General features: G+C 65.6%; 24 protein-coding genes and 1 pseudogene. 12 read left to right on the forward strand and 13 right to left on the reverse strand.

The annotated features are described in order from the left end of the window. The 8 genes and pseudogenes from C487_RS12910 to C487_RS12945 form a co-directional block, all read right to left on the reverse strand. Window positions 1-516, reverse strand: a pseudogene (locus C487_RS12910) (hypothetical protein); the annotation flags it as partial. A 93-nt stretch (window positions 517-609) separates the two neighbouring features. Continuing rightward, complete coding sequence (locus C487_RS12915) at window positions 610-1,794, reverse strand: fibronectin type III domain-containing protein (RefSeq protein ID WP_006186230.1); 1,185 nt, start codon at window positions 1,792-1,794, stop codon at window positions 610-612. A gap of 102 nt (window positions 1,795-1,896) precedes the next feature. Continuing rightward, the gene (locus C487_RS12920; RefSeq protein WP_006186231.1) at window positions 1,897-2,661 is read right to left on the reverse strand and encodes a hypothetical protein; all 765 of its coding nucleotides are present in this window, start codon (window positions 2,659-2,661) and stop codon (window positions 1,897-1,899) included. Window positions 2,662-2,664: 3 nt separating this feature from the next. Further along, window positions 2,665-5,283, reverse strand: coding sequence for an alkaline phosphatase PhoX (locus C487_RS12925; protein WP_006186232.1), 2,619 nt, complete (start codon window positions 5,281-5,283; stop codon window positions 2,665-2,667). 255 nt (window positions 5,284-5,538) lie between these two features. After that, entirely contained in the window at window positions 5,539-5,961 is a 423-nt protein-coding gene (locus C487_RS12930; protein ID WP_049908144.1) for a hypothetical protein, read from the reverse strand. Window positions 5,962-6,091: 130 nt separating this feature from the next. Then, window positions 6,092-7,612 (reverse strand): 2,3-bisphosphoglycerate-independent phosphoglycerate mutase, encoded by a 1,521-nt coding sequence (gene gpmI, locus C487_RS12935; RefSeq protein WP_006186234.1) that lies wholly within the window; start codon window positions 7,610-7,612, stop codon window positions 6,092-6,094. 117 nt (window positions 7,613-7,729) lie between these two features. Next, window positions 7,730-9,283: an HTTM domain-containing protein gene (locus C487_RS12940; RefSeq protein WP_006186235.1), complete on the reverse strand. Its 1,554-nt coding sequence runs from the start codon at window positions 9,281-9,283 to the stop codon at window positions 7,730-7,732. Between the two features lie 211 nt (window positions 9,284-9,494). Next, window positions 9,495-9,773: a hypothetical protein gene (locus tag C487_RS12945; RefSeq protein WP_049908145.1), complete on the reverse strand. Its 279-nt coding sequence runs from the start codon at window positions 9,771-9,773 to the stop codon at window positions 9,495-9,497. Window positions 9,774-9,898: 125 nt separating this feature from the next. Between C487_RS12945 and C487_RS12950 the strand changes: the two genes are divergently transcribed. Further along, a complete protein-coding gene (locus tag C487_RS12950) occupies window positions 9,899-11,176 on the forward strand; it encodes a DNA double-strand break repair nuclease NurA (RefSeq protein ID WP_006186237.1) in 1,278 nt (425 codons plus the stop codon). 76 nt (window positions 11,177-11,252) lie between these two features. Here C487_RS12950 and C487_RS12955 read toward each other — a convergent pair whose 3' ends face one another. Continuing rightward, window positions 11,253-11,597: a DUF7113 family protein gene (locus C487_RS12955; protein ID WP_049908141.1), complete on the reverse strand. Its 345-nt coding sequence runs from the start codon at window positions 11,595-11,597 to the stop codon at window positions 11,253-11,255. 421 nt (window positions 11,598-12,018) lie between these two features. On the opposite strand from C487_RS12955, the gene C487_RS12960 reads away from it, so the two are divergent. The 3 genes from C487_RS12960 (at window position 12,019) to C487_RS12970 (ending at window position 15,550) form a co-directional block, all read left to right on the forward strand. After that, on the forward strand, window positions 12,019-12,639 hold the full coding sequence (locus tag C487_RS12960) for a DUF7344 domain-containing protein (protein WP_049908142.1): 621 nt from the start codon (window positions 12,019-12,021) through the stop codon (window positions 12,637-12,639). A gap of 167 nt (window positions 12,640-12,806) precedes the next feature. Continuing rightward, window positions 12,807-13,601, forward strand: coding sequence for a cohesin domain-containing protein (locus tag C487_RS12965; RefSeq protein WP_006186240.1), 795 nt, complete (start codon window positions 12,807-12,809; stop codon window positions 13,599-13,601). 56 nt (window positions 13,602-13,657) lie between these two features. Then, on the forward strand, window positions 13,658-15,550 hold the full coding sequence (locus tag C487_RS12970) for an ATP-binding protein (RefSeq protein WP_006186241.1): 1,893 nt from the start codon (window positions 13,658-13,660) through the stop codon (window positions 15,548-15,550). 112 nt (window positions 15,551-15,662) lie between these two features. Here the strand turns inward: C487_RS12970 and C487_RS12975 are convergent, their stop codons facing one another. Together C487_RS12975 and C487_RS12980 are read right to left on the reverse strand one after the other, a co-directional pair. After that, a complete protein-coding gene (locus C487_RS12975) occupies window positions 15,663-16,277 on the reverse strand; it encodes an alpha/beta hydrolase (RefSeq protein WP_006186242.1) in 615 nt (204 codons plus the stop codon). A gap of 152 nt (window positions 16,278-16,429) precedes the next feature. Then, window positions 16,430-17,950 (reverse strand): hypothetical protein, encoded by a 1,521-nt coding sequence (locus tag C487_RS12980; RefSeq protein ID WP_006186243.1) that lies wholly within the window; start codon window positions 17,948-17,950, stop codon window positions 16,430-16,432. A gap of 237 nt (window positions 17,951-18,187) precedes the next feature. Here C487_RS12980 and C487_RS12985 point away from each other — a divergent pair, with 237 nt between their 5' ends. From C487_RS12985 to C487_RS13000, 4 genes are all read left to right on the forward strand, one after another. Beyond that, a complete protein-coding gene (locus tag C487_RS12985; protein WP_006186244.1) occupies window positions 18,188-18,853 on the forward strand; it encodes a hypothetical protein in 666 nt (221 codons plus the stop codon). A 101-nt stretch (window positions 18,854-18,954) separates the two neighbouring features. Then, on the forward strand, window positions 18,955-19,500 hold the full coding sequence (locus C487_RS12990) for a helix-turn-helix transcriptional regulator (protein WP_006186245.1): 546 nt from the start codon (window positions 18,955-18,957) through the stop codon (window positions 19,498-19,500). Between the two features lie 67 nt (window positions 19,501-19,567). Next, entirely contained in the window at window positions 19,568-20,404 is an 837-nt protein-coding gene (locus C487_RS12995) for a PspA/IM30 family protein (protein WP_006186246.1), read from the forward strand. 147 nt (window positions 20,405-20,551) lie between these two features. Further along, window positions 20,552-20,899: a CBS domain-containing protein gene (locus C487_RS13000; RefSeq protein ID WP_006186247.1), complete on the forward strand. Its 348-nt coding sequence runs from the start codon at window positions 20,552-20,554 to the stop codon at window positions 20,897-20,899. Between the two features lie 60 nt (window positions 20,900-20,959). On the opposite strand, the gene C487_RS13005 is transcribed toward C487_RS13000, so the two are convergent. Continuing rightward, on the reverse strand, window positions 20,960-21,460 hold the full coding sequence (locus tag C487_RS13005; protein WP_006186248.1) for an FxLYD domain-containing protein: 501 nt from the start codon (window positions 21,458-21,460) through the stop codon (window positions 20,960-20,962). Between the two features lie 216 nt (window positions 21,461-21,676). On the opposite strand from C487_RS13005, the gene C487_RS13010 reads away from it, so the two are divergent. The 4 genes from C487_RS13010 (at window position 21,677) to C487_RS21075 (ending at window position 24,945) form a co-directional block, all read left to right on the forward strand. Continuing rightward, complete coding sequence (locus tag C487_RS13010; RefSeq protein WP_006186249.1) at window positions 21,677-22,726, forward strand: hypothetical protein; 1,050 nt, start codon at window positions 21,677-21,679, stop codon at window positions 22,724-22,726. A gap of 89 nt (window positions 22,727-22,815) precedes the next feature. Next, window positions 22,816-23,844, forward strand: coding sequence for a hypothetical protein (locus C487_RS13015; RefSeq protein ID WP_006186250.1), 1,029 nt, complete (start codon window positions 22,816-22,818; stop codon window positions 23,842-23,844). Between the two features lie 302 nt (window positions 23,845-24,146). Then, on the forward strand, window positions 24,147-24,461 hold the full coding sequence (locus C487_RS22245) for a DUF7344 domain-containing protein (RefSeq protein WP_449406435.1): 315 nt from the start codon (window positions 24,147-24,149) through the stop codon (window positions 24,459-24,461). A gap of 316 nt (window positions 24,462-24,777) precedes the next feature. Next, window positions 24,778-24,945 carry a hypothetical protein gene (locus tag C487_RS21075; RefSeq protein ID WP_006186252.1) on the forward strand — a complete coding sequence of 56 codons (168 nt, stop codon included), beginning with the start codon at window positions 24,778-24,780 and terminating at the stop codon, window positions 24,943-24,945. A gap of 302 nt (window positions 24,946-25,247) precedes the next feature. Here the strand turns inward: C487_RS21075 and C487_RS13025 are convergent, their stop codons facing one another. Continuing rightward, window positions 25,248-26,126 carry a hypothetical protein gene (locus C487_RS13025; protein ID WP_006186253.1) on the reverse strand — a complete coding sequence of 293 codons (879 nt, stop codon included), beginning with the start codon at window positions 26,124-26,126 and terminating at the stop codon, window positions 25,248-25,250. Window positions 26,127-26,196: the final 70 nt, after the last annotated feature.

A 26,196-nucleotide genomic window follows, 5' to 3' on the forward strand; every position in this document is an offset into this window, starting at 1 on the left:
GGCGTGGAACGCAGTCGTTCCTGCTTTGGCCTCGTTGTAGTAGAGGCCGTCTGTCTCGTCTTCGTCACCGTAGTAGGGCCGCAGGTGGAGGGCAGCAGCGACCTCCACCTGCTCAGGGAGGGTTTCGAGAACATCCTGTTGGAGGAGCGTGTTCCCGGTAGATTCGACGGTTTCGAGGTCGAACTTGGTCCGGAGATGATGAAGAACACCGTTGCCAGAGGGAGCGTCTTCGCTCTTCTCGCAGAGGGTGGATATCGAGGTCCCGTCGGCGGTCGCGCCGACGAGGACCTCGAAGATGTCCTCTGGGTCGATTTCTGCGTTCTCACCAAGATCTAGCGTGAATGCGCTGGNCCCGTCGGCGGTCGCGCCGACGAGGACCTCGAAGATGTCCTCTGGGTCGATTTCTGCGTTCTCACCAAGATCTAGCGTGAATGCGCTGGTGAGAACGTTGACGAGAAAGTTAAGGAGCTGGTCTTCGTGGATTTCACTGTCCGCTTGCTCTGTTTGTTTGGTCACAACTCAGCAAGCGGACTTCTCAACTAACGGCTTTGTGAAGTACTGANCTTCGTGGATTTCACTGTCCGCTTGCTCTGTTTGTTTGGTCACAACTCAGCAAGCGGACTTCTCAACTAACGGCTTTGTGAAGTACTGATACTGGATTGTGACGGTCGCCGCGTCGGCACCGCCGAGAGCGACCAGATCGCCGGCGACCGTCGCCGACTCCTCGTCAACCCCGACGACGCCGCCGGTCTCGACGACGGGATCGGCGATCGTCTCGACCGTTTCGATCGCACCGACGGCCGAATCGCCGTCGGCCGCCTCGCCGACGATGCGGAACTCGTAGTTCGTTCCTGGCTCGAGGCCGTCGACGGTCGTCCTGACTCGGCCCGCGGACCCGCTGTCGACCGCCTCGGTCGTCATCCAGTCGGCGGCACCGAGCCGTCGGTACTCGAACCAGGCGGTCGCCGAGGCCGCGTCGCCGAGGGCAACGATATCGCCGGTCAGCGTCGCGTTCGTTTCCGTCACGTCCGTCGCCGTGCCGGTCTCGACGGCGAACCGGGGCTCCGTGGTGAACCGCTCGTACCCGGTTGACAGCCCGTGTTCTTGCTCGGTGCGAACGTGCGAGGTGAACTCGTACTCGGTTCCGGGCTCGAGACCGGTCACCTGCCGGGTCGCCGGGCCGGTCGCGGTGACCGTCCGCGTCGGCGTCTCGGTCCACTCCGAGAGCGGTTCGGAGTCGGCGGTCGGACTGTACGAGAACCACACCTCGGCTGACGGCTCGCCGCCGAGATCGGTCACGTTCGTGCCGAGCGTCGCCTCGGTTTCCCCGACGGCCGTCGCCCCCGTCGTCGTCGCCTCCGGTCGATCGGCCGGGGTTTCGATCGTTCGGACGTCACCGCGGTCGACGCCCACCGCCGTCTCCGCGACGGCGCGGTACGCGTACACCGTGCCGGGCTCGAGACCGGTCAGATTGGCCCTGAACGCGCCCGTCGAGCCTGTCGGTTCGGCCGCTGTGGTCGACCACGCGTCGCTCGAGTCGTTTTGGCGGTATTCGAATCGGACGGTCGCGTTCGTCGCGTCGCCGAGAGCGGTAAGATTCCCGGCGACGATGACGGCGGAATCGGTGAGCACGTCGGCCCAGGTGGTGTCGACCGACGGTGCTCCTTCAGTCGCCGAGTCGGTCGCCGCCACAGCACCCGTGGCGGGCACGACTGCAGCGGACAGTACGAGGACGGCGACGAGACACGTCCACGATCGCGTTCGAACGTCGGCTGAATCAATAGCAGTTCGCATGCGGAATTTCGTTCACAATCTCATAGTAATAACGTTACCATGATTCGAAACCGAACCGACCGGCACGCCGAACGCCGCGGCGGGCCGACCGCGCCGGACGGGTCAGCGGGACCGTGCGAGCAGGGCCACACCGGCGGCGATCGCGACGAGTGCGGCTCCGCCCGCGAAGCCGGGCACCGAGTCCGAACTCGAATCGGCGTTCGAGTCGCCGGAGTCGGTGCCGTCGCCTCCCGCGGTCGCCGATGGGGAGCCTCCCGTCCCGTCGTCGACGGTGAGCGTCCCCGCCTCGAGCGCCGGTTCGATGCGGGACCCGCCGTCGGCGTCGACCTGCAGGTCCGTTATCTCGAGGGTCGTCGAGCCGGTATCCGGTCCGGTCACTGCGACCGTCGCGAGCGTGACGTCGGTCGCACCGGGCGTCACCTCATCGGTGAGATCGGCGGCCTCGACGGTCACCGACTGCCCGTCGTCACTCACGATCGGGTCGGACGTCTTCCCGTACACCTCGGGGTAGCTGGCGTTCGAGATCGTCGCGTCGTCGGTCGATAGCTCGAGGGTGAGCTCGAAGCCGGCGAGCCCGTTCGGGGCGTCGGTGAGCGCGAGGCGATGGGTCGCCGTCTCCCCGGGTTCGACGGTCGCGTCGGCGACGACGAGGCTACTGTCGGCCCCCGCGGTGGTCGTGACCCCGGTCACGAGGGGCGATCCACTGCCCGCAGTTGCCACCGCGATCCCCGGGCCGACCGCCACACCGACCGCGAGGGCGACGACGGCGACCGCGACGATCGTCCGCCGCCACGGTCGCCCCCGGCGATCCACTTCTTTCGTCCGCGTTCGCGCCACGGGTTCCGAATCGGCGTCGTATCGATCCATCGGTCACTGCTCGTCGTACAGTTCGTCGATGTCGTCGTAGTCGATGCGACCGTTATCGTTGAAGTCGTAGGCGTCGGCGTTGAGCGTGACCGAGTCGTCCTCGATGTGTTCGAAGAGGAGAGTCACGTCGTCGTAGTCCAGCCGACCGTTCCCGTTGAGGTCCTCGAAGTGCCCGTCGTTGTCGGGGTCGGTCGGCGCTCCGCCGCCGGAGCCGCCGCCGATCGGTGGCGGGCCAGTGACGACCACGCCGGGCCGCGGGTGGGCTTCGATCGCGATGCCCTCGTCATCATCCAAGGCTTGCACGTCGGTCACGATGTCGGTCGTCCCGCTACCCACGCCCTCGATTTCGACGGTCGCCAGCGTGACATCCATCGCGCCGGGTTCGATCTCGTTTTCGATATCGGCGAACTGGAACTCGACCGTCGACCCGTCGTCGCTGATCGTCGGGTCCGCGGTGAGTTCGAGCGCGTCGTGATAGCTCGCGCCCGTGATCTCGGCGACAGCGGTGTGCTCGAGGGTGACGGAGATGCGCCCGCCTGCGAGGCCGTCCGGAACCGACGAGAGCGTCAGTTCGGCTTCGCCGGTCGCCTCCTGGCTGACCGCGACGGAGTCCACGTGCAGCGATGTCGGCGGTTCGTAGACCCACAGCGCGTCGTTGGTGTACGACCGGCCGAAGTTGCCCTTGTCCTCACAGAGGAGGACCCGACCGTCCTTGAGGACCAGCACGTTGTCCACGTTGATCGGGGCCGCGTCGACGATCGATTCGCGGTCGGTGGCGTCGGGGCCGACAACCACCGGCTCGAGCGTCGAGACGTCGTAGTCGGACTCGAGTTCGGCGCGGTAGACGACGCCGCCGTCGACCCGCTCCATTCGGACAGCGCCCTCGTCGTCGGCCATCCCGTCGTTGAGTTCCGAAATGCCGACGTAGAGGAAATCGCCCGGCTTGGCGTCGTCGAGCGAGTCGATCCCCTCCGCCTTGCGGAACTCGATGCTGGCACCGATTTCCTTCGCCGCGGCGCGCGTCTCGAGGAACGGGACCCGGCGCAGGTCCTCGTCGACCCCGTCGGGACCGTGGGTCTCGTACTGCCGGGCCCACTCGAGGATCTCCGCGTCGGTGATGTAGTCCTGATTGCCGTTGATCGCGACTTCCTCGTCGGCCTCCGCCAGTGCGGTCTCGAGGTCCGCCTGCCAGTCGGTTTCGGCGTGGGTCTCGAGGTAATCGACCTGCGTCACGTCGTCGTACTCGGCGATCCAGGACGCGACCTCGGCGTTGCTCGCGCTGCCGAGTTCCAGCCACTCGATCTCGAGGTCGACCTCGGCCGGCGGCTCGTTCGTTGCGGCGTCGTCGTTCGTGACGCGGGCGGCGTGCAGGGTTCCGCGGACGTCCATCCGGTCGTCGTAGCTCGGGATCGGCTCCTCGGCGACGAACTTGTAGAGCCCCTTGCTCGAGCCGTCCGAAGCGAGGTAGACGGTCCGTTCGTCGGGCATGAACTCGGGACACTCGAAGGCGGCCCGGCCCATGACGTAGTGTTTGACCGGGATCGGCTCCTCGCTGGTCGGCTCGGTGATCTCGACGATATGGCCGTACCGGTAGCGGTTGGGATACACATCGCCGAGCGGCTCCGTCGTGTTGGTGGTGCCGTCCTGGTCGACCGGCTCCGCGCCGAGGTAGTAGGCCTGCATCTCGACGCCGCCCAGGGCCCACGTCCCCTGCGGGTACCAGCTATCCTCGAACAGGTCGCCGAGTGCGCCCTCGATCGCGGTCGGATTCGGCCGGTTCCAGAACGCCGACCCGCCGCGGAGCCCGACGCCGCTTTCCGCGTCGGCCATGTCGCTTACCGTCGCCGATCCCGACACGCGCGGGTGGCTGTAGTCCTCCTCCGATGACATCGGCGTGTCCCAGGGGCTCAGATCGCCGTAACAGTTGATCCGCGTGCCGCCGAGTTCGCGGAAAGCCGGTTGGTTCTCGAGGTTCATCGCGGCCTCGTGGTCGGCGGTCCAGCCGTCAGCACCGCGGCTGAGCGGCGTGCGCGTGATGCTGCCGGGGCTCGTCTCGTTGTTCGTGAACAGATACCCCTCGAGTCCCTCGTCGTCGGTCGGGACGAAGAAGTTCATGTCCGGGTTGGTGCCGACGTCGCCGTACCGGCTGCCGGCGAACTCGGCGATATCGGTCCCGTCGGGCGTCTCGGGGTGGCCCCACTTCGCGTCGCCGCCGTCGATCGGATCGCCTTCCTGGACGAGAATGTCGTACTCGCCGCCGGCGACCTGGACGCGTCCCTGTGCCGCCTTCGACCGCGGGGCCTCGAGTTCGTCGAACTCGTCGTTTTGGCCGTTGAAGTCGAACCGATGGCCGGCGAGAACGCCGACCGCGGCCGTGTCGTAGGGCGCTGGATTGTCCCGGCTCGGGTGCTGGAGGCTGAACAGCACTTCGCCGTTCTCGAACACGAACGGGCCGGTGACCTCGGCCCCGCGAGCCGTGGTCGCGAGCCGTTTGAGGTCCCCACGTACCGTCGGTGCCCCCGGCGTGTCGGTGTCCGCCGCACTCGCCGTCCCGAGCGCTCCCATCCCGATCGCGGCCGCCGCCGACGATGCCATCAGCTTCCGCCTGGTGAATTCATCCATGCGAGCGATTCAAGCTACCGCCACGAAGTTATATTTTATAATATCTATACCGAGAAGAATATGGTGGTTAGAGGGGTATCGAGGGCTCCTAGAAAAACGAACGATATGTGCGATACATACACAGACGTTATCCCCTCGAACGGACCGCGACGACGGCGACACGACGGTTCCCGGGCCTGATTCGAAACGCGTCCCCGGCCGATCGGTCGTCGAGAAAAGCGCGGGCGGTTCGAGAGCGAGTCGACGCGTCGCGGCCTACTCGAGGTCTCGTTCTGCGACTCGAGACCGGACCTCCGCGGCGCGGTCGCGAACCCACGTACAGTATCGCTCGATGTCTTCCGGCGTCGTCCCGTAGAACGAGGCGACCCAGTTGACATCCGCCCACGGGCAGGTCACGAGGTATGCGGCGAGGGTGTCTTTGCCGGCCTGCACGACCTCCGGCGGGACGCCGCGGCTGCCCGTGTTCTCCTCGACGAAGCCGTTGACATCGAAGTAGACGGCCGCGTAGAGACGAGCGTCCTCGAGATCGTCGAACGCGATTTCGGTGTGGTTCGGTGCCTCGAATCGGTAGCGGGACTTGTCGCCGTCGCCCGCATCACTCTCGACGATCCGGACGCCGAGGACGTATCCGTCGACGACCGAGTCGTCCGTCTCGGGGGTGGGAGTGGACTGGGACATGACGAAGGTGTCGTGTCCCACCTCTCGTGTCGACTCCTTGAATGTTCGTATGTGGTGTATATAGCGCTCCGAAATCACCCGGGCCGGTACCGAGGCACACCGGCTCATCCGGACCCGATCGCTCTCAGCCTTACTCGAGCAGCGATTTCCCGGTCATTTCTGGGGGCTGCTCGAGGCCGATCACCTCGAGGATCGTCGGTGCGATGTCCGCGAGCGTTCCGCCCTCGCGGGCCGTCCGGCCGCCGCTGGTTCCGGCCGGGTCCAGATAGACCAGCGGGACCTCGTTGTACGTGTGCGCCGTGTGGGGGTTCTCCTCGGTCCCCATGTCGTCGGCGTTGCCGTGGTCCGCCGTAATGAGGACGTGCGCGCCGGCGGCCTCGAGCGCGTCGACGAGCCGACCGAGTTGGGCGTCGACGGCTTCGACGGCCTCGATCGCGGCCTCGTAGTCGCCGGTGTGACCGACCATGTCCGGGTTGGCGTAGTTGAGCACGAGCACGTCGGGGTCGTCCGACTCGATCGTCTCGATCGCCGTGTCCGTGACCTCGGGGGCGCTCATCTCGGGTTGCAGATCGTAGGTCGGCACGTCGGGGCTCTCGACGATCTTTCGGATCTCGCCGTCGAACTCGACTTCGCGGCCGCCGTTCAAGAAGTAGGTGACGTGGGCGTACTTCTCGGATTCGGCGATCCGGAGCTGCGTTCGGCCGGCGTCGGCGAGCACCTCGCCGAGCACCTGTTCGGGCTGGTTCGGCGGGTAGGCGACGGGGAGGTCGAACGTCTTGTCGTACTGGGTCAGCATCACGACCTCGGCGTCGGGCGGGCTGGTCGCGAACTCGTCGGCCCAGTCTTCGGGCCGGATGTCGGCGAGCAGCCGGGTTAGCTGGCGGGCCCGGTCGGAGCGGAAGTTGAACCAGACGACCGCATCGCCGTCCTCGAGCGCGGGCCGGTCCCGCACCAGCGTCGGTTCGACGAACTCGTCGGTCACGTCCCGATCGTACGAATTCTCGACGGCCTCGACCGCCGACGCGGCGCTCCACTCGGCCTCGCGGTTCACGATGGCGTCGTAGGCTCGCTTCGTCCGCTCCCAGTTCTGATCGCGATCCATGGCGTAGTACCGGCCCGAGACCGTCGCCACGTCGCCGGTGCCGTGCTCGTCGACGACATCCTCGAGCGTCGAGAGGTAATCCCGGCCGCCGGTGGGCGACGTGTCCCGCCCGTCCGTAATCGCGTGGGTGACCGCTTCGACATCACGGTCGCCGGCCAGTTCGATCAGCGCGTGTAGGTGTTCCTGATCCGAATGGACCCCGCCGTCACTGACGAGGCCGACGAAGTGGACCCGCCCGTCGTTCTCGTTGGCCCGGTCGAAGGCGGCGTTGATCGCGTCGTTTTCCCGGAAGGAGCCGTCCGCGATCGAGTCCGAGATGCGGGTGTACTCCTGATAGACGACCCGCCCGGCACCGATGTTGAGGTGGCCGACCTCGCTGTTGCCCATCTGGCCGTCCGGGAGGCCGACACGCCGGCCCGCGACCTCGAGCCGACCGTACGCTCCCGCGTCCGCGAGCCGGTCGAAGACCGGCGTGTCGGCTGCCTGAACCGCATCTCTGCCGCCATTACCGAGTCCCCAGCCGTCGAGGACGATCAGCGCAGCTTCCATACGTACTCGGTTTCCAGCGCGGCCTAACTAGCTGTCGTTGTTCGTAGGCCGGATCCCCAATTCGGCCCACATCACCCCCGGCTCGAGGGCGGAGAAACGCGGGGCTCCCGAGCGTCGTTACTCGCGTTGGATGAACTCACCCGAGCAGTCGTACTCGTGCAGTTCGTACACGCCGATTCTGGCCTTCTCGTACGGGGCCGCCCGGTCGGTCAGTCCGTAGAGCGTGACCTGCTCGACGCCGGTCTCGTGAGTGGTGTTCCAGCGATTACACAGGTAGTTGGCGAAGTAAGAGTGGTGGTTCTCGTTGTCGGCGTACCGCGTGTTCAAGGCGTACTTTCGCCACCGCGCGGTCTCGTATGCGTCCTCGACCGACGGTGGCCTGTCCCAGCTGACTGCCGACCCGTGGAAGACATCGGTTCGCGTTCCGTCCTCGAGTTTGCCCGGCACCACGAGCCAGCGTGCGTCGGACGCCGGGTCCGGCGCGAACATCCGCCAGCTCTGGTCGGCATCGGCCGTATCGAGGACGTTTTCGCCGGGATCGGGAACCTCGGTATAATCGACCGCACTGGCGTTCGAGAGCACGACGAGGACGAGGAGGAGCCACGGGACGACGGTCGAGAACAGGACGCGGCTGCGTGTCCTAACGGTGGGGAGGACGGGACGGTCTACCTGGGTCGCAAAGAAGTCCCGGATCGAACGCCGTGGCATGCTTCGTTGCAGTCGGTCCAGCCCCCGGCGGAGCGGGGTCGTGATCCCGATTCGAGTCGCCAGCGTCGTCATTCTGTCCCAGACGACTGGGGGGTAGAACAACACCAGTCCGGCGACGGAGATCAGCGGGAAGAGCCCGATCTTGAGCGTGACCAACATGCCGAGGTGCATGCCGACGAACAGGGTCGTGATGATCGCCCGTCGGTAGCCGGTCAGAACGATGAGAAGGGGCGAGAGCAGGATGAGCGTCATCCAGACGTACGAAAAGGCACGCAACAGGAAAAACTGCTCCGCCAGCACGTTGCCGAGCAAGTACGTGAGGTGATCGGCCTGAAAGATTTCGACGAGTGCGTCACCGCTCATCCACACGTCGCTTCTGGTCTTGTGGATGGAGTTAGTCACGTACATGAGCAATATCTGCAAGAGGACGGCCATCGTTCCGACCGAAGCCACCGTCGTACGGTCTCGGTCAGTCCGGCGGGCATCGATCGCCCAGCGCTCTCCCAGGGGGAGGAAGATCGCCCACAGGAACAGCATTCGAAAGAGGGCGTCGCCCCCGTTAAGGACCATCGGATTCCGGGCATGCAACGAGAACAACAGCAGCCACGAGACTACCGTCGCCAGCCGGGTCCGATAGCCGACGATCATCGCGACGGCGAAACAGCCGGCGACGAAAAACAGGAGCGCCTGTACCCACGCCTCGCCGGAGATTGCGTGGAGAGAGTAGACCGACGAGTAGTCCGAGAACAGCGCCTCGAGCGGGAGGACCCCGTCGTCAGTGTAGAACGCCGTGAGGTTTCGCGACCGGAGCAGGAGATCGACGATCACCAGCGTTCCGAGCGCGATACGGAACGCGGCGAGCGCTCGCAGGTCGATTTCGAACCGGCGGACGAACCACTCCGAGGCGGTATCGAGTGCGGTCAGTAACCGATTCCGTCCGTTCGTGAGGAGGGCTCGAGTCATCGTACACTCTATATTGATTCGCTTCTCCCGGTTTCGTATCAAACGTCATAAGCTTGTTGTAAGCTGAAGTGTTTATTTTACCGACTTCGACAGTCAGGACCGAAAACGAAAAACGAGCGATCGTCGACCACAGCGGTAGTCGCAGTGTGTACGGACGACCATTACTCAAAAATCCGTTTCTTCCCCCGTCTCCCACCGCTCCCTCGGCGGCTCAGTGCGACGGCTCGGTCGCGTCCTCGTCGTATTCGAAGGTCGCTCCGCAGTCGCCACAGACGGTTTCCTTCCCGGGCTTGACTCGCTGTGCAAACACCGCACCGCAGTCCTCACAGATCATAAAGAGACGGTGTTCCGGCGCGATGCCGGCCTCGAACTCGGCGTGGATCCAGGCGTCAGCAGTGCCCTCCTCGTAGAGGGTCACCCCGGAACTGGTCCGTCGCCAATTGATCGCACGGTCGTCGCGGGCGGTTACGGACGATTCTCGCTCGGACATCGAGATACTCCGACTCTCGGCGCGACCATACATACGCTTTCTGATAGTAATTTACCCGCCCTCGAGTTAATCGCGTCGTTCCGGCGATCACTGGCTTTTTGCGGGTCGGGTCGGTGCCCCCAGGTATGACCCTCGATCCGGTCCACTTCGACGGGATTGCGCGGCTCGCGAGGCGGATCGACCACGGGACCGACGAGCGGGACCGGCGCGCGTTGGCCGAAACCGTTTGGGAGGCGTTTCTCGATCCCCTGCGCCACGATGAACGATCGGTCCTCGAGCCGGTCGACGAGCAGGCGCGACGGCTCGTCGACTGCGAGGGGGTCGCCCTGCGGGACCGCGAGTTCCCGAGCGAACACGGCCTGGACGCGGGGACGATCAACCCGACGACGTTCAAAAACGGGCTGGTCGTCGACATCGCACAGGCGGCGATGAGCGCGACCCCGAGCGACCTCGATCTCCATCGGTCGCGGACGACCGTGATGACGGTCCACTCGAACGACGAGACGATGATGGTCGACGAGACCTGGGGCACGTTCGACGCGGGCTACAGTCAGAGCCGCGCGGTCAAAATCCCGCCGTTGCCCCGATTCGCCGAGGGGGTCGTCCACGCGCTAGCACTGTATCTCGCCGAGAGCAAACACGCCCGCGATCACGCCGACACGGTTTCGGACCTGCTCGTCCTCGACGGCCCGCTCTACCCGCGGGGGCTGCTACGCTGGGCCGACCAACATCCCGACCTCGCGGATTTCCTCCTCGAGGACCCCCGTCCCACGACGGTGCTGGAGAACTACGTGCGGTTAGTCGAGGACTTCGTCGAACGCGACGTTCCGCTCGTCGGCTTCGTCAAAAACCCCGCGACGCGCGTACTCACGCGGACGCTGCAGTCGAAACGGGATGTCGACATCAGCGTCCCCTGGAGCGACGACTCGGCGCTGTTCACCCGCCTGCTCGAGCGCGGCGAGTACGTCGATGATGTCGACGGCGAGCGCTGGGAACGGGACACGTCGTCGCTCTCCTATACGAACTGGTTCCGCTCGCGAGGCGGCGTCGATCGACCGCTGTCGGCCGAGGGCGACGCGCTCGGCGTCGAGCGCCGCCTCGATCGCGAGGCCTACGAGGTCACCTTCTTCGTGATCTACGATCCACGCGACGATCTGCTGTACCGGATCGAGGCCCCGTACGCGTTCACCAGGGACCCCGAACGCCGCGAGCGACTGACGATGCAACTGTTACAGGACGTCGCTATCGCCCACGGTCCGCCGACGATCGTCGCGAAAGCCGACGAACTCGCCCGGATCAGCAACTCGGAGAAGGCGTCGCTCCGCGAGACGCTCGAGGAGCGATTCGACGCGGCCCAGGACCGGACCTACGACGACCATCGGTGGGACGACCAGCCCTATTAGCTGCCCCCATCGTAGCAACTGACAGTCAATGCAGACCTGATCGCACGGCGGCGTTGCGATCAGTGTGTCAATCGTTTCAGGTGCTACTATAGCCGTCGCTTTTTTCGACCTCGAGCGAAACGTCGTCGGGATCGATGCCGATCCGCGCGAACTGCGTTCGGACGTGCTCTTTGGCCCCCTCGAGCGCCTGTTCGCGGGTGTCGAAACCGCGTGGCATGGGTGACTCGAACGCGAGGTTGACCTCGCGACCGTCGACGAGTTGCGTCGTCCCGCCGCTGTCGACTTCGTAAAATTCGTCGCAGACCCAGACGTACGCGGCGTCTTCGTCGGGTGCACCGCTGAACGTCGGGGCTCGCTCACCCCGTTCGTACAGCGTCCCAGTGAGCTCCGTCCCGCCTGCCCGACCGCGTACCATAAGCATACGCTATCGTACGTCTCGCGGACGCAAAAATGCCGTGGCATCGGCCAGCGAACGGCAATACCGTACTCGATCAGTGCCGACGGGTGTGTCCTCCGCCCACCCCACCTCTCTCAGCCGCGGAGCTATCGATCGGTCACGCGAACTAGTTGAAATATTGAACTATGTCGCTATCGAACGGGACATTCAACCGACCGGAACCGCGGAAGACGACGACACACATGATCTCGCTGGTTCTGTTCGATCATTCTCAACTGCCATCGGAAGCCGGCCGCCAACCACCATTTCCAAAACCAATTGCCGTATTCTATCGATTGCGAGCGCTTCAGCGTGTTACGGAGGCATTATCGAAGTAACGATCTCGTTTCCGGCCCAAATCGTTTTGGAAACGATCTTATCCCCATTGCAGGGGTTGGTCTGTGTAATGAGTTCGGACGCTCACCTCGGCGGCAGCATGCCCGATCCACTCGAACCCGTTCCGACGGAGTGTTACGAGATTCTTCGCCATCCTCGCCGACTTCGCGTTCTCGAGGTACTCGGTTGTCGACAGACGCGACTCTCCCTGTCTGCACTGACGACGGCACTGATCGACGAATCGACGGGCTCGAACGGCCACACGCGCCACGACGTCCGGACCACCCTCGTTCACAACCACCTCCCGAGACTCGAGGACTACGACATCGTCGACTGGGACGACGACGGCGTCACACTGGTCGACGAACCACCGGTCCACCCCGCCGACCTCTCCGTGCTGCTCGATCTCTGTGAGAGCGAGAACGCCCGAACCCTGCTCGAGACACTCGTCGACCCCGTTCGGATGCGACTGCTCACCGTTCTCGAGGCGGGCGATCGACCGCTCTCGCTCGAGCACCTCGCCGAGCGACTCAGCGCTCACGAGAGCGATCCGTTTGCCGACGCCGAGCGCGCGACGGTGGCGCTCCACCACTCCCACCTGCCCGCGATGGCCGACATCGGCGTCATCAGCTACGAGCAGGAGTCCCGCCTCGTCACGCGCTACGATCAGGTCGTCTCGATCGACGAGTAGCCGTCGACCGCTCCAGCCGCCGTCCGCCGACCCGATCCGCTCGCGATGCACCGATGTCCGGTTCGGCCGTCCCCATCGCTGGCTGCCCTACAATTGGCGGCCGGTGAGCGTCCGCCAGATCGACAAACGGTAAGACCGTGCCGTCCGTCAGTGGAAGACAGCGCGACATGGATACCACAAGACGCGATGCCGGCGCTCGCCCGCGCGACGGGTCGGTATTCGACAGTTACCGCACCGTCGTTCGCATCGGTTTCGTCGTCTGTCTCGCTTTTGCCCTTTCGGTCGCGCCCATCGCGGGGACGGCCGCCGCGATCGATCAGGTCGCGATCGTCTCGCCGGACCGGACGCAGATCGAGGCCGCTCCCGGCGAGACGGTCGCGATCGACGTGACTCTCCGGAGTCAGGGCGGTCACGGCGGGGGCGGCATCGACGCGGTGACGCTCGTCGCCCAGTACCACCCCGACTACCTCGAGATCGAGGATGTCGACCGCGGGTCGTGGCTCGAAGGCCCCGATACGACGATCCGAACCGCTGAGACCCTCGCGGACGAGCGGGGCACCGCGCTCCTCGAGCAGCGCCGCGAGCCGGCTGGCGACGGTGCGACCGGCGCGGGGACGATCGTGACGCTGACCGTTCGGGTCGCCGAGGACGCGCCGGCCGGGACAACGACGCTCTCGTTCGACGAGACCGAGGTCGAGACCACCGGGGACTGGCCGATCGCCGTCGTCGACGACCCCGCGACGATCGCGATCGACGGCGGTACCGAACCGCTCGAGTCGTTCGACCATCCCGATCCCGACGAACTGGCGCGGGACTCGACTCCCTCGAGCGAGGACGAGGCCGAATCGGCGGCGACCGACGGTAGCGAGTCGGTGCCGGGATTCACGGCCGGGCTCGCGATCGCAGCCATCACGTTGGGAATCGCGCTTGTAGCAGCCGCCGCTGACCGTCGCGGGGGATAAACAGTCCGCCCGACTGGAGGGAAACGCGTTTGTGGGATGGGCCGGATGGGGTTTGTATGAGCGATCTGGGAGACTTCGGCGATTTCGATGCCGATGCCGGTACCGACGACGGCTCGGCGGCCGACGCGGCGGGTTCGTCGCCGTCGTCTTCGGGTTCCGAGGGCACGACGGCCGCGACGACCGACGAGGTAACGGATGATTTCGACGCGACGACTGTCGAACCCAGCGGCGAGGACGCCGGTATCGGAACGATCTGCGTCTCCCAGGGGCTGCGGGTCGCCGAGGACGGGGACGAGACCACCCTCCGGGCCTACGTCACCCGCGGCAACCGGTCGTCGGTCCGCATCGGGAGCTACCTGCTCGCGCCCTATCCCGACGGCGAGACGCTGTTCTGTCGCATCACCGGCCTCGAGTACGCCCAGCAGTATCACGCCGACGACGCGACGGAGATACACGCCCGACGGGCGATGCGGACCGACGAGATCGACGAGGCCGATTACAAGTTCGTCGCCGAACTCGAGCCGATCGCCGTCCTCTACGACGACAGCGCGGAGCGAAGCTCCGCGAGCGGCCGGACGCAGTCCGACGACGACGGCGAGCTGAAACGGCGGATGACCGACCGCGTGCCGAAGCCACAGACGGTGATCCGGCAGGCCGACGACACCGAGGAGATCAAGACCGGACTGAAGATTCCGGACGACGGGGTCTTTCTGGGCCATCTCTCGGTCGGCGGCGAAAAGGTCCGGACCGCCGCGTCGCCGCCAACGATCGATTACCGGCTGAAGGACGACTACGACGCGGGCGATCCGCTCGTCTTCCGCCACTCGCTGATCGCCGGCGGGACGGGATCGGGGAAGACTCACGGCGCGAAGAACATCCTCCGTCAGTACCTCGCCGCGGAGCGAACCTATCCGATGGCCGACGGCCGCGAGGTTAGCCCCGCCGTCGTCCAGTTCGACCCGCAGGACGAGTACGCCCAGATGCACGACGACAACCCCGACCTGGACGACGAGTTCGCGCGCCGCCTCGAGCGCGAGGGGATCGCCTACGGCGGCCACGACGATACGACCGCTTTCATCCCGAAAGTGGGGTCGGCGTCGTACGCGGCGGGCCACCACCGCGCGGAACAGGTCGAGTTTACGATCCCCTTTTCGATGGTCCACGACAACCCGTGGCTGGTCGCGGGCAGCGGGTTAAACGACAACCAGTACGGCGCGCTCACGACTGTCCTCCTGCCGCGGTTCCGGAAGCAGTACGGCAACGGTGGAACGTACGAGGAGTTCACGACGTTTCTCGACGATCCGGCCCTGCGCGAGGAACTCGACGAGTCGGGGCGGGTCCACGAGGCGACCTTCGACGCCGTTCGGCGGCGCGTGCTCGGCTTCGGTCACGTCTTCGACCAGGACGCGCGCCCGATCACCGATCTCGTCCACGACTTCGTCCGCCCCGGCGGGCTGACCGTGGTACCGACCTATCACATCACCGACAGCCGGGCGACCGAGGCGATCGTCCTCGCGGTCTCCTCGCTGCTCATCGATCAGAAACTCTCGAACGACCCGGACTACGACCGAATCAAGGAGACCCCGCTCGTGCTGGGGATGGACGAGGCCCACAACTTCCTGACCGACGCCGATTCGGTTCAGGCCGGGAAGGTCATCACGAAATTCACCGAGGCCGCGAAGCAGGGCCGAAAGGAACGGCTCGGCCTCTTTCTCATCACGCAGGACCCACAGGACATCCACGATGCCGTGTTCAAGCAGATCAACACCACCGTCGTGCTCAACCTCGGTGACGAAGACGCGATCAAGAGCGTGAACATTCCCAGCAACCTCGAGTCCAAGGTGCCCTACATGGAGAAAGGTCAGATGGTCGTCTACTCGCCCGACAACTCGGAGCCCGTCGAACTCATCGGGCTTCCGCACTGTCTGACTCGGCACGGACGGGACTGACGCTTCTAGTGAACCGCCTCGGGGACACGTCCCGAGGCACTCGGCCTGCTCCACCTGTCGATGTCTGGTCGGTCGGCGTGCAGTGCTCGAGAGTGTCTTCGCGGCCGACGGCTCACGTCGACGCGAGCAGCGTCCGTTCGAAAAACGATCCGACCGTCGCCGCGATTTCGTCGTGTTTCCCGAGGAAGAAGTGATCGCCCGCCAGCGCGGTGACCTCGTCGCCGCGCTCTCGCGCGCGCTCGACCACCGGTTCCCAGTCGGCGGTCGTATCGCGCTCGCCGTAGAGGACGCACACCGGGACCTCGAGATCGGCGAGCGCCGCGGCGGCGTCGAGATCGGCCTCGAGTCGCGCCGTCGGAGCGAGGGCGGCGACGGCGTCGGGCGGCGTCGCTGCCGACGCGAGCAGGCTCTCGGACGCGCCGAAACTGTAGCCGAAAACGCCGACGGGGAGCCCGTCGGCTCCGTCGTACTCGCCGCGAGCCCATCGGATGGCGTTGCGAACGTCCGCCCGTTCGCCGCGGCCCTCGTCCCACGACCCGTAATCGAAGCGCAGGCAGGCGATATCCGCCGCGACCAAGGCGTCGCTGACGGCGACGAGCCGCGGATCGCTTCTCGAGCCGCGGTGTTGGGGGTGCGGCGGGCAGGCGACGACGACGGCCGCCGGATCACCGTCCGGTTCCGAGAGCGTCCCGCGGACGTCGCGTCCGCCGGGGAGTAGCACTGTCATAGCGGACGTTGCCGACGGCCGATAATGAAAGTCCGCTTGTGGCGGGCCGATCGAACCGGCAGCGATCCGGTCTCGGAAGCGAAACGGAGGGCGGTTGCGTCAGCGGAGACGCGACGGCAGTGGGATGGGGCGGCAAAGCAGCGAGCGCGGGTCTACTCGGCGACGCTGATCTCGAAGCCGTCGTCAGCGTCGCTGATCGTGACGTTCCGGCTCACGACGAACGAGCGCGTGATCGTTTCGTTCTCGAGATCGACGGTCAGACTCACCGAGGTCGTCTCGGCCGCCGGCGGAGCCACCTCGACGGTCACCGTCGCCGGACCGTCACCGGTCGCGTCCGTGACGGTGGCGGTCAGTTCGTCGGGATCGTCGAACCGGTTTTGGACGGTGTAACTCGCCGCGTCGTCGCTGACGACGAGGTCCGCGATCAGATCGCGATCGGCGGCGGACAACGCGTCGGTCCCGTCGGTCACGGTGACATCGACGCCGTCTAACTTCGGGAGGCGACGGGTGACCGTAACCGTCTCCGCGTCGAGATCGACCACTGCGACCGCGTGGGGCAGTCGGCCGTCGATCGGCGTAACGCGAACGGTCGCGGTATCAGCGGGTGTGAACGTGTCGGTGTCCGCGTCGAACTCCCGATCCCGTCTGACGCTCATCTCGACCGCGTCGAACCCGTCGAAGTGTGTCCGGACCTCGTCGGTCGCCCAGACGCGTCGGGCGACCGTCTCGAGGTCGCGTTCCGAGAGCGAATCGCGGTACCCGCGGAGGGAGGCGGTCACACCGTCGAGTTCGACGGTCGTTTCGGTCTCGTTTATCGGCTGGGCCTCGACCGCGACTGTCCCCGTCGAATCGTCGGCCATCGTCACGGTGTCGACCGAGATTGATTCGCTTTGGTTTTGATGGAGGACGTACGTGCCGTTCCGGTCGGGGCTCGCATCGACGGTGCCGGAGATGGAGTCGCTCTCGTGTACCGTGATTGCGCCGGAAACGCGCCGGTCGTCGACGGTTTCGGTCGCGAGATCGACGGTCGCGCGGACCGCGGGCGAGTCGCCGTCGGACCCGGTGAGGGCGACCGTAACGTGGTCGCCCTCGCGGTCGACGACGGACGCGTCGACGGCGTCCGGTTCGTCGAGCAGCGTCTTGATATCCCACTCGATATCGGGATTGTCGAGGAGAACCGTCTCGAGCCGGGTGCGTTCGTCGTCGGTCAGTCGATGGGACTCGTCGCCGAACGCGATGTCGACGTCGTCGATCGAGTGAAACCCCGTCTCGAGCGTGACCGTTTCCGCGTCCAGGTCGACCATCACGAACGCGTACGGGAGTCGCTCGTCGGCGGGCGAGACCTGGACCCGAACCGCGTCGTCGGCGGGGACGAACTCGCCGGCGTCCTCGTCGTAGATCGTGCGTTCGGAGACCTCGAACGTGAGAGCGTCGGGCTCGTCGAAGTAGCTGCGCACGTTCTCGTTCTCCCAGACGAGGTGTGGGAGTCGCTCGCGTTCGGCGGCGGTCAGCGCGTCTTGGTCGCCGAGTAGTTCGACATCAGTATCGTCGAGCTGTGCGTGTCGGGTGTCGTCCGTGCTCGGCTCACCCGTGACGACGAGGACCCCCGCTGCGAGGGCCACGATCGTCGCGAGTGCGAGCACGTACATCGCGTACTTGTAATCTCGTTTCATAGGGACCACGTTCTGGGCGGCGATCCGAGCGCCCCGATCGGGGCCGCACGTCCGTCTCGGCTCGGGACACCGGATCGCTCCGGTCGTCCGTTGGGAGAAAGCCCATTTCAAACCCCGTTGGAAACGGCCGCGAAACGCGTTCCGAACGCGTTTCACGCGTGTTTCAGCTCCGTTTCAGTCGTTCCAAACGGTCTCGAACCGGAGTTTTCATAGTTCGGTACACGTGTCACCGGGACGATGGTCGCCGCCGATCCGGCTCGAGTCGTCCTGGTCTCGTCCCTGCTCGTCCTCGGACTCAGCGTCGCCGCGTTCGCGAACGTCGCCGGCGTCACGTCGGCGATGACGACCGATACCGCCGGGACGTTCGCGGTCGACGACGGAGCGCTGACGTTTGCGCGGGGCGACGGGACGGAGACGACGATCGTGACCGACGTCCGTGACCTCGAGCGCATCGAGATCACCGACGGGAACGGCGGGGTTTCCGTGACGACGGAGCCCCGTGACACCCCGACGTTGAGCGAGCACCACCGGCGACTCGCGAAGCGAACCGTCCTCTCGAACGAGACGATCGCCGACCGCTTGGAAACGACCGGCGGAGCGACTCTCACCGTACTGCCGATTCGGGTGGGCGAACGCCCCCGTGATCGGACGACGGTGGCCGCGATCGCTCCCGAACGGGATCGACGAGCGCGAGCGGACGGCGTCGGTGACCCCGTGTTCGAGACGCGGTCGAACGGCTCGAACGGAGCGATCATGGTCGCTCGGAACGCGTCGGCGATCCGTGACGATCTCGCGCTCGTGATCGTCGAGCCCGTCGGCACGAACGCGGCGTATCGGACCGTGATCGATCTCGAATCGGAGTCCGTCGACCGCATGCTCCGGTTGGAGGTCGTCGCGGAATGAGACGCCTCGAGACGCGTCCGAAGCGAACGCGCACCGTCCCCGGGCGGGCCGCGCGACGACAAACCGATGATACTTAGATGCAGACACCTCGTCGTTGATCCATGTTCCCCCGAGCCCTCCGCGATACGCGACTCATCACGGCGACCGTCCTCGTCGCGTCGACGGTCGCCCTCGTCGGACAGCTACTGAACCCGCCACAGCTCGTGGTCGCTGCGAGCGGCCCCGGTGCCGACGTGACCACGGTCGGCAGCTACTTCACGTATCGGGAAGTTGGCATCGTCGCCGTGGCCGCGTGTCTCCTCGGCGCGAGCGGGACGGCCCTGCTACTGGACGGCCGATCCGACTCGAGGACCGATCCGGATCGGCCGCGGGTCGCGACCGACGGGAGTTCGGACGGCCGGGGAAGCGACGAACTCCTCGAGACACGGCGACGGGAGTGGGAGGAGCACGCCGACGAGTTGGGGGCCACGGAACGCGTCGTCTACGAGGCGGTCCTCGACGCCGACGGCGTCCGACCGCAACGGGAGATCGTCGACGAGACCGACCTCTCGAAGGCGACCGTAAGTAGGACCCTCGATAGCCTCGAGAGCAAGGCCCTCGTCGAACGGAAGCGACGCGGAACCGGGAACGTCGTCATGCTCCTGTGAGCGACGCGAAGCGACCGACTGTTGCCGAAGTGATGTTTTTAAGGCCGGGGAACGATACGTAGCGAGTATGGGCATCCTCTCTCGGGCCTCCTACGTTATCCGATCGAAGCTCAACTCGGTGCTCAACCGGGCCGAGGATCCGACCGAAACGCTGGACTACTCCTACGAGCAGATGCGCGACCAACTCCAGCAGGTCAAGCGGGGTATCGCCGATCTCACGACGCAGAAAAAACGCCTCGAGATGCAGAAACGCCGGCTCGAGGAGAACGTCGAGAAACACAACGATCAGGCACGAACTGCCGTCCAACAGGACCGCGAGGATCTGGCGCGACGCGCCTTGGAGAAGAAGAAGACGAAGATGAACCAGATCGAGGACCTCGAGCGCCAGATTTCGGACCTCCAGAACCAGCAAGACCGGCTGATCGAACAGAAGAACGAACTCCAGAGCCGGATCGAGGAGTTCCGGACGAAAAAGGAGACGATGAAAGCCCGCCACGAGGCGGCGAAGGCCAGTTCAACCGTCTCGGAGGCGATGACGGCGACCGGCGAGGAGTTCGAGGATGTCGGCCGCGCCATCGAGCGCGCCGAGGAACAGACCGAGGACATGGAGGCTCGCGCCGCCGCCATGGACGAACTCCACGAGTCCGGCGCGTTCGACGACGTGCTCTCGGACAAGGACAACATCGATCGCGAACTCGAGCAGCTATCGACCGACAGCGGCGTCGAGGCCGAACTCGAGACGCTCAAGTCCGACGTCGGGGCCGACACGGAGGCGGCGTCCGGCGGGGATGCCGAGGCCGACGCGGCGGCCGAGGTCGACGAGGACGAACTCACCGACCTCGAGAACGGGGAGCAGGACGAAGTCGAAGCCGAACTGGCGGAGCTCCAGGACGAAGAGAACTAACTCGGGGCGGCCGAATTACTATCACACGAAAGTCACTTCGATCGCGGTCTGAGGCCCGTGTACTGATGCGGTGGACGCGAACCGATCGGCGGTGAGCGATCGAATGGAGGAGAAACGGTTACCACCATTCATGATGAAGTATCCGGTATGAGTGACGAGTCACCGGTCGAATCCATCCCGCTGACCGCCCAGGTCGTCCTGCTCGGTGTCGCCGAACTCACCCACGAGGACGAGACGCCGGTCCAGACCCACGACCTCCGCCGGCACTGCCAGCAGCAACTGCCCGCGGTCGACACGGAGGTCGTCGGAACGATCACCGAAGCCGATGTCATTCGCTCGCTCTACCGACTCGAGGACGAGGACTTCGTCGAGGAGGTCGATCCGGCCGAGACGTCACCGACCGGCAAGGGACGGCCAGCGTACACGCTCGCCGTGAGCGTCGAGACCGTCTACGACGGGGTCGCGGACGAACTCCGCGACGAGGCGGCCGGTTGACCGGATCGGTCCGGTCGCCGCTCACGCTGGCCGCAGTCCCACGGTCGACGCTCGCACCGATCACGATGGGGTTCCCAGAACGGTGATATCGTAGCTGGCGACGTTCGACGGCGACTCGAGGACGATGACCTGAAACGCCCACGCCGAGTCCCCGTCGAGGTCGCCGGTGCTGGCGAAGTAGCGCCCGAGGAGGGTGCCGCCGTCGTCGTAGACGCGCGTTCGTACTTCGACGACTTGGATTCGATCGGCTCCCGTATTTGCGACCGTTCCCTGGATCGTCGAGCCCAGATAGCCGTCCTCCACGACGAACTCGTGGGTCCGTAGCTCGAGGGGATCGAGCGGCGTCACCGAGTTGGTCGGCTGTTGCTGTGCGAGCGCTGCCGCCGTGGACATCTGGGTCGCGTTCCTGCTGGTGGCGTTGCCGACGGTGACGCGTCCCTCTTCGTAGGTCGGCTGGCCGCCGAGTCCGTCGCCGCCGAGACAGCCGGCGGCCGTGGCCACGAGTCCGGTCCCGAGCGATGCGAGTAGCCGCCGTCGGCCCGTCGGGTCCGATCGGGTCATCGACGGCGAACGGGTGGCCGGACATCGGTTCCCTCACTACTCATGTCCCGAATGACACCGCCGATACATTTCAGTGTGGGCCTTGAAACGGCCGTTCGCCGCCGACGGGTCGCTCGAGCCGGTTGGTCGGTGAGGGCGGCGTCGATCCGGTGCGTCCCGCTGGGAACGGTGTATGCAACGCAGGCCCTTATTGCTGGGTCGGTGGACGGTACCGCCATGGGTTCCGCCGAGACCGACGAGACGCTCGAGTCCTACGGGGCCGACGTTGGGAGGCAGACAGGGCCGTTGACGCGGTTCCACGAGTGGTTCCTGATCCGGGGCAACCGGTTGGCCGTCACGGCGTTGCTTTTGGTTGTCATCCTCGCGCTGCTCGTCGGCCTCTACGAACTCGGCGTCGTCAACTTCGTCAATCCGAGCCCCGTCACGCGCGTCGCGAGCGGCATGATCGCGGGCACGTTCTCGCTCGTGACGCTGGTCGTCTCGGTCAACCAACTCATCCTCTCCCAGGAGTTCAGTGCGGCGGGGAAAGCACGCGACCGATTCGAAAGCGTCGTGGCGTTTCGTGAAGCCGTGGCGGACGAGGCCGCCGTTCCCGCGACACCGACCGCGCCCACGAGGGTGCTCGAACTGATCGTCGAATCGATCCGGCACGACGCCGTCGAACTCGCGGCTATCGTCGCCGATCACGACGACGACGTTCGCGAGACGGTCGTCAGGTACACCAACGTCGTCCAGGAGCGGGCCGACCGGGTCGACGAGACGCTCGAGCGGTCGGCGTTCGGGACGTTCGCGGCCGTGTCGGCGGCGATCAACTACGACGAGGCCTGGCAGCTGTACGTCGCGACCCATCTGCGTAACACCCACGACGAGTCGCTGTCGCCGGCTGCAACGGACCAGCTCGACGAACTGATCGACTCCCTGAAACTGTTCGCCGTGGCCCGGGAGCAGTTCAAGACGACGTACCTACAGCGGGAACTCACCCGGTTCTCGCAGCTCACGATCTACTGTGGGGTGCCGTCGATCCTGTCGGCGATCCTCGTCGGACTCCTCTACGCCGACATCACCGGCCCGAACGTCAGTACGGCCGCGCTCCCCTACGTCGTAAGCGCGTTGATCGTCGTTGTCCTCTTGCCGCTGGCGCTGCTCGTCTCCTACATCCTCCGGACCGCGACCGTCACGCGCCGCACCGCGTCGGTCGGCCCGATGATCCCACAAAAAGACCCCGACAAAGGGCCGTTCGACGTGACCTACGGCGAGGATCGGTAGCCGCTCCCGGTCGGCGACCCTGCCGTTCGGTCGGCCCGCACTCCCGCGTGGGTATTTTATCCGTCGTTGTCATCCGTATTGCACACGCAATGAGCGATTCGGACTCGAGCGGCGTGTTGAGTCAACGGACCGGCGTCGGCGGTCTGCGGCTGTGGGTGTTGCTCCGGATGGGGCGGTGGCTGTTTACGGCGGTCGTGTTGGTGGCCGTCTTCGCCGCGCTGGTCATTGCCAGTCGATTCGGGTTGACGCCCCTGCGCGTCATCGTCGCCCGGCACAACGGTACGTTCTGGATTTTCTCGGCGTTCATCGGTGCGATCATCACGGGGACATCGATCGTCGTCACGATCAATCAACTGGTGCTGTCCCAGGAACTCGGGGCGGTCGGCGACCAGCGAGAGCGCATGCAGGCCGCCATGGAGTTTCGCGGCGATACCGAGACCGTCCTCGACGACGAGGCGGTCATCCCGCCCGAACCCGCGGCCTTCCTCTACGAACTCGTCGACGGTATCGAACGGGAAGCGAACGCGTTCGAGTCGACGGTGGCGGCCGATCACGGCGACGCGGTTCAGGCGACCGTCGCCGACTACGTGGACGATGTCACCGAAAACGCACGGGTAGTCAAGGCCGACCTCGAGAACGCACAGTTCGGCTCGTTCGACGTGATCTGGAACGCGCTCAACTTCAACTACTCGCGGAAGATTCACGACGCACGGAAGATTCGCGCCGACTACGGCGACGAACTGTCGGCCGAGGCCAACGACGAGATCGACGACGTGATCGAGGTGTTGACGTTCTTCGGTCCGGCTCGCGAACACTTCAAGACGCTGTATTTCCAGTGGGAGCTGATTAATCTCTCGCGGGCGCTGCTCTATATTTCCGTGCCCGCGCTGGCGGTGATGGGGGGCTTGATGATGTACATCGACGGCACCGCGCTCCCCGGGACGCTGCTGGGTATCGACAATCTCGTCTGGCTGACCAGCGTGGGGTTCGTCGTCGGCCTCGCGCCGTTCGTCGTCTTCATCGCCTTCATCCTTCGGATCGCGACCGTCGCCAAACGGACCCTCGCGATGGGGCCGTTTATCCTCCGGGAGTCAGAACGCGACCAGGACCTGGGCTGAGTCGGCTCCGCCGCCGGCCGCCGGTCGCTCCCGCGGTCGCTGGTTCGGCGGCAGTACGCTCCCGTCGGGCCGACAGACGAATCGCGACGGTCCCGGCTCGCTCGAGTGCGCGATCCGGGGCGGACTCGGGAAACTACATCCTGCTTTTCGGTGGCGCGAGTGTGACGGTGTCCCCGGTCGAAATGTATTCAGGGACGATGCGGCCGCCCGGCTACGTATGGCTGCTGTCACCCAGTTAATCAAAAGAACCAGCCCAAGTGAATATGTTTGATATTTAAGTGGGTGAGGAGACATAAGGGTGCATGTCCAGTGTAGATAGATTTTTCCAATCAATTGTGAACGTCCATCGGCGTCGATTGTTGATTCACATGTTATCTCACAACCCGGAGGATGAATCAAAACTCTACACTGGCGATATTGAGACGACCGATATGGAGGAGGCAAGGTTGCTCACCGAGATGAAACATACGCATCTGCCGCTGTTAGAGGACTACGGGTTCATCGACTGGGATCGGGACACCCACGAGGTAACGAAGGGGCCGAACTTCGACGACATCAGACCGTTCTTGGAGATGATCGTGGCTCATCAGGACGAACTCCCGGATGACTGGTTGTAGTACTGGAATCGGCCCGTGTAGTGAGGGCTGAAGTGGGGTGCTGATCTCGGCGGAGACGACTCGCTTTCACGGAAGTAACAGTAGATATAAGTTAGTATAGGACAACGATTCGGACGGAAGCGGGTCTCCAGAAGCAGGGGACGTATCGAAACGTCCCGGGTGCTGGAACCACCCGAGACTTCGCTTCCAAACCCCGGCGAGGGGATTGCAAGCATGATTGCGTACATTCTACCGGGATATAAACATCCCGCACGACAGCCGAATCGCCCGACGCGAGTAGCCTCGCTGCTGTCATGGCGTGCGAGTGGTGGGTGCGATGGGTAGCGACGGGGCGGCGAGTGACGACGCCGCGTCGTCGGCACCGCCCGACTGTCCGCGCTGTGGTCGGCGGATCGCGTTCCTCACCGTCTCCGGCCCGATGACGGCGTCGGTCAGTCCCTGTGGCTGTTCGGTGCCGCCCGCGCTCGTCCACCGCGAGGATTAGCCCGGGGCTCGCCGCGAGTCCCGTCGGGTAGCCGACCGGTCGGTCCCGCCGTTCGAAATCACCACCACCACCCAACCGACATCGGTCGCCGGGCGGTCGGTCCGGAAGCGGGCCTCGTGTCGGGTCCGAGGCGTCGACTCAGTCGAACCGTCGGCGCGTAGTTTTCCGTGGCGAGGTTCTGCGGCGGATCGACAGCGCCTGCTCGGTGCGATCGGCCGCTTTCGTGTGGTGTCGGCGCCGCCCACACCGTCCCATCGCGCGGCTGTCAGCGCGCCGCGCGAACCGCGGTCGTGGCGCGGCCGTTAGCGGCCGAACTCGAGCCCGAGCGGGGCGGTCGGGGAGCGATCGCCGGGCAGCCGATCGGGGACGACCGCCTCCGGCAGCGCGTTCCAGTCGAGGTCGTCTTCGCCGGGGACCGCGTCGGTATCGAACTCGGGCTCGTCCGCGGGCGGCAGGTCGCGGTAGTCGTCGGGCGGCGCGTCGTGCGCGTAGACGCTTTCAGGGTGGTCGACCCGCCAGACGTGAAGCATACAGGGCGTTCGGCAGGGGAACTCGAGGAGGCCGTCCGTGGACGCCTGCTCGTAGGTCTGCCGATAGAACCACCACGCGAACCGGCCGGGAAGGCCGGTGTGGGCGTGCCACGGCGAACACCGTTGCTCGTCGTCGTCCGCGCCGTACACCGCCGGCGGTTCGACCGGCTCCCCCTCGTTCGTCGCGATGAACATGACGCCGAGGGACCGCCATGACTGGTTGTCGACGAGAACCGACTCCGGCCGGGTGGGGTCCAGAAGTTCGTCGTCACCGATGAATGTCGGGTTGAGCCAGTGTGACCAGCTATCGTCGCCCATCTCGAGCGTGTCGAAGTACGGTTTGTACCCCGCGTCGAGCAGCGCGTCCACGTCGGGATACCGCGTCTCGAGGGCGTCGGTCACCGCCGACCGGAGGGCCGTCGTCGCCGGGTGATCGTCCGCACAGCCCTCCATAGTCGCCCCCTCGCAGTCGGTCATGCTGGGCTCGAGGGTGGCCTCCGGACAGTCGTCGTCGAACTGTGACGCGCCTGTGGCGTCCCCCGTCCCCCCGGTGGCGTGCGCGCTGCCGATACCCGAAAGCGCGACCGTCCCGGCCGATGCCCGGAGCAGCGCCCGTCGGGACACGTTTCGCTCGCCGTTACTGTCGTCCATCCCAGCACGAACCACATCGACCGTCGGTAAGAAACCCCGTTGCCGCTCGGACTGAGAGTCGCCGAAGCCG

It is taken from the genome of Natrinema pallidum DSM 3751 (assembly GCF_000337615.1).
GTDB classification, from domain to species: Archaea; Halobacteriota; Halobacteria; order Halobacteriales; family Natrialbaceae; genus Natrinema; species Natrinema pallidum.

Excerpts from the sequence above, each read along its gene's own strand:
- gpmI (WP_006186234.1), bottom strand. The coding sequence starts at position 7,612 with ATGGAAGCTGCGCTGATCGTCCTCGACGGCTGGGGACTCGGTAATGGC.
- C487_RS13005 (WP_006186248.1), bottom strand. The coding sequence starts at position 21,460 with ATGACCCGATCGGACCCGACGGGCCGACGGCGGCTACTCGCATCGCTC.
- C487_RS12925 (WP_006186232.1), bottom strand. The coding sequence starts at position 5,283 with ATGGATGAATTCACCAGGCGGAAGCTGATGGCATCGTCGGCGGCGGCC.
- C487_RS12955 (WP_049908141.1), bottom strand. The coding sequence starts at position 11,597 with ATGCTTATGGTACGCGGTCGGGCAGGCGGGACGGAGCTCACTGGGACG.
- C487_RS12975 (WP_006186242.1), bottom strand. The coding sequence starts at position 16,277 with ATGACAGTGCTACTCCCCGGCGGACGCGACGTCCGCGGGACGCTCTCG.
- C487_RS13000 (WP_006186247.1), top strand. The coding sequence starts at position 20,552 with ATGAGTGACGAGTCACCGGTCGAATCCATCCCGCTGACCGCCCAGGTC.
- C487_RS12965 (WP_006186240.1), top strand. The coding sequence starts at position 12,807 with ATGGATACCACAAGACGCGATGCCGGCGCTCGCCCGCGCGACGGGTCG.
- C487_RS13010 (WP_006186249.1), top strand. The coding sequence starts at position 21,677 with ATGGGTTCCGCCGAGACCGACGAGACGCTCGAGTCCTACGGGGCCGAC.
- C487_RS21075 (WP_006186252.1), top strand. The coding sequence starts at position 24,778 with ATGGGTAGCGACGGGGCGGCGAGTGACGACGCCGCGTCGTCGGCACCG.
- C487_RS12990 (WP_006186245.1), top strand. The coding sequence starts at position 18,955 with ATGTTCCCCCGAGCCCTCCGCGATACGCGACTCATCACGGCGACCGTC.
- C487_RS12970 (WP_006186241.1), top strand. The coding sequence starts at position 13,658 with ATGAGCGATCTGGGAGACTTCGGCGATTTCGATGCCGATGCCGGTACC.
- C487_RS12995 (WP_006186246.1), top strand. The coding sequence starts at position 19,568 with ATGGGCATCCTCTCTCGGGCCTCCTACGTTATCCGATCGAAGCTCAAC.
- C487_RS12945 (WP_049908145.1), bottom strand. The coding sequence starts at position 9,773 with ATGTCCGAGCGAGAATCGTCCGTAACCGCCCGCGACGACCGTGCGATC.
- C487_RS13025 (WP_006186253.1), bottom strand. The coding sequence starts at position 26,126 with ATGGACGACAGTAACGGCGAGCGAAACGTGTCCCGACGGGCGCTGCTC.
- C487_RS12985 (WP_006186244.1), top strand. The coding sequence starts at position 18,188 with ATGGTCGCCGCCGATCCGGCTCGAGTCGTCCTGGTCTCGTCCCTGCTC.
- C487_RS12915 (WP_006186230.1), bottom strand. The coding sequence starts at position 1,794 with ATGCGAACTGCTATTGATTCAGCCGACGTTCGAACGCGATCGTGGACG.
- C487_RS12960 (WP_049908142.1), top strand. The coding sequence starts at position 12,019 with ATGAGTTCGGACGCTCACCTCGGCGGCAGCATGCCCGATCCACTCGAA.
- C487_RS12940 (WP_006186235.1), bottom strand. The coding sequence starts at position 9,283 with ATGACTCGAGCCCTCCTCACGAACGGACGGAATCGGTTACTGACCGCA.
- C487_RS22245 (WP_449406435.1), top strand. The coding sequence starts at position 24,147 with ATGTCCAGTGTAGATAGATTTTTCCAATCAATTGTGAACGTCCATCGG.
- C487_RS13015 (WP_006186250.1), top strand. The coding sequence starts at position 22,816 with ATGAGCGATTCGGACTCGAGCGGCGTGTTGAGTCAACGGACCGGCGTC.
- C487_RS12950 (WP_006186237.1), top strand. The coding sequence starts at position 9,899 with ATGACCCTCGATCCGGTCCACTTCGACGGGATTGCGCGGCTCGCGAGG.
- C487_RS12980 (WP_006186243.1), bottom strand. The coding sequence starts at position 17,950 with ATGAAACGAGATTACAAGTACGCGATGTACGTGCTCGCACTCGCGACG.
- C487_RS12930 (WP_049908144.1), bottom strand. The coding sequence starts at position 5,961 with ATGTCCCAGTCCACTCCCACCCCCGAGACGGACGACTCGGTCGTCGAC.
- C487_RS12920 (WP_006186231.1), bottom strand. The coding sequence starts at position 2,661 with ATGGATCGATACGACGCCGATTCGGAACCCGTGGCGCGAACGCGGACG.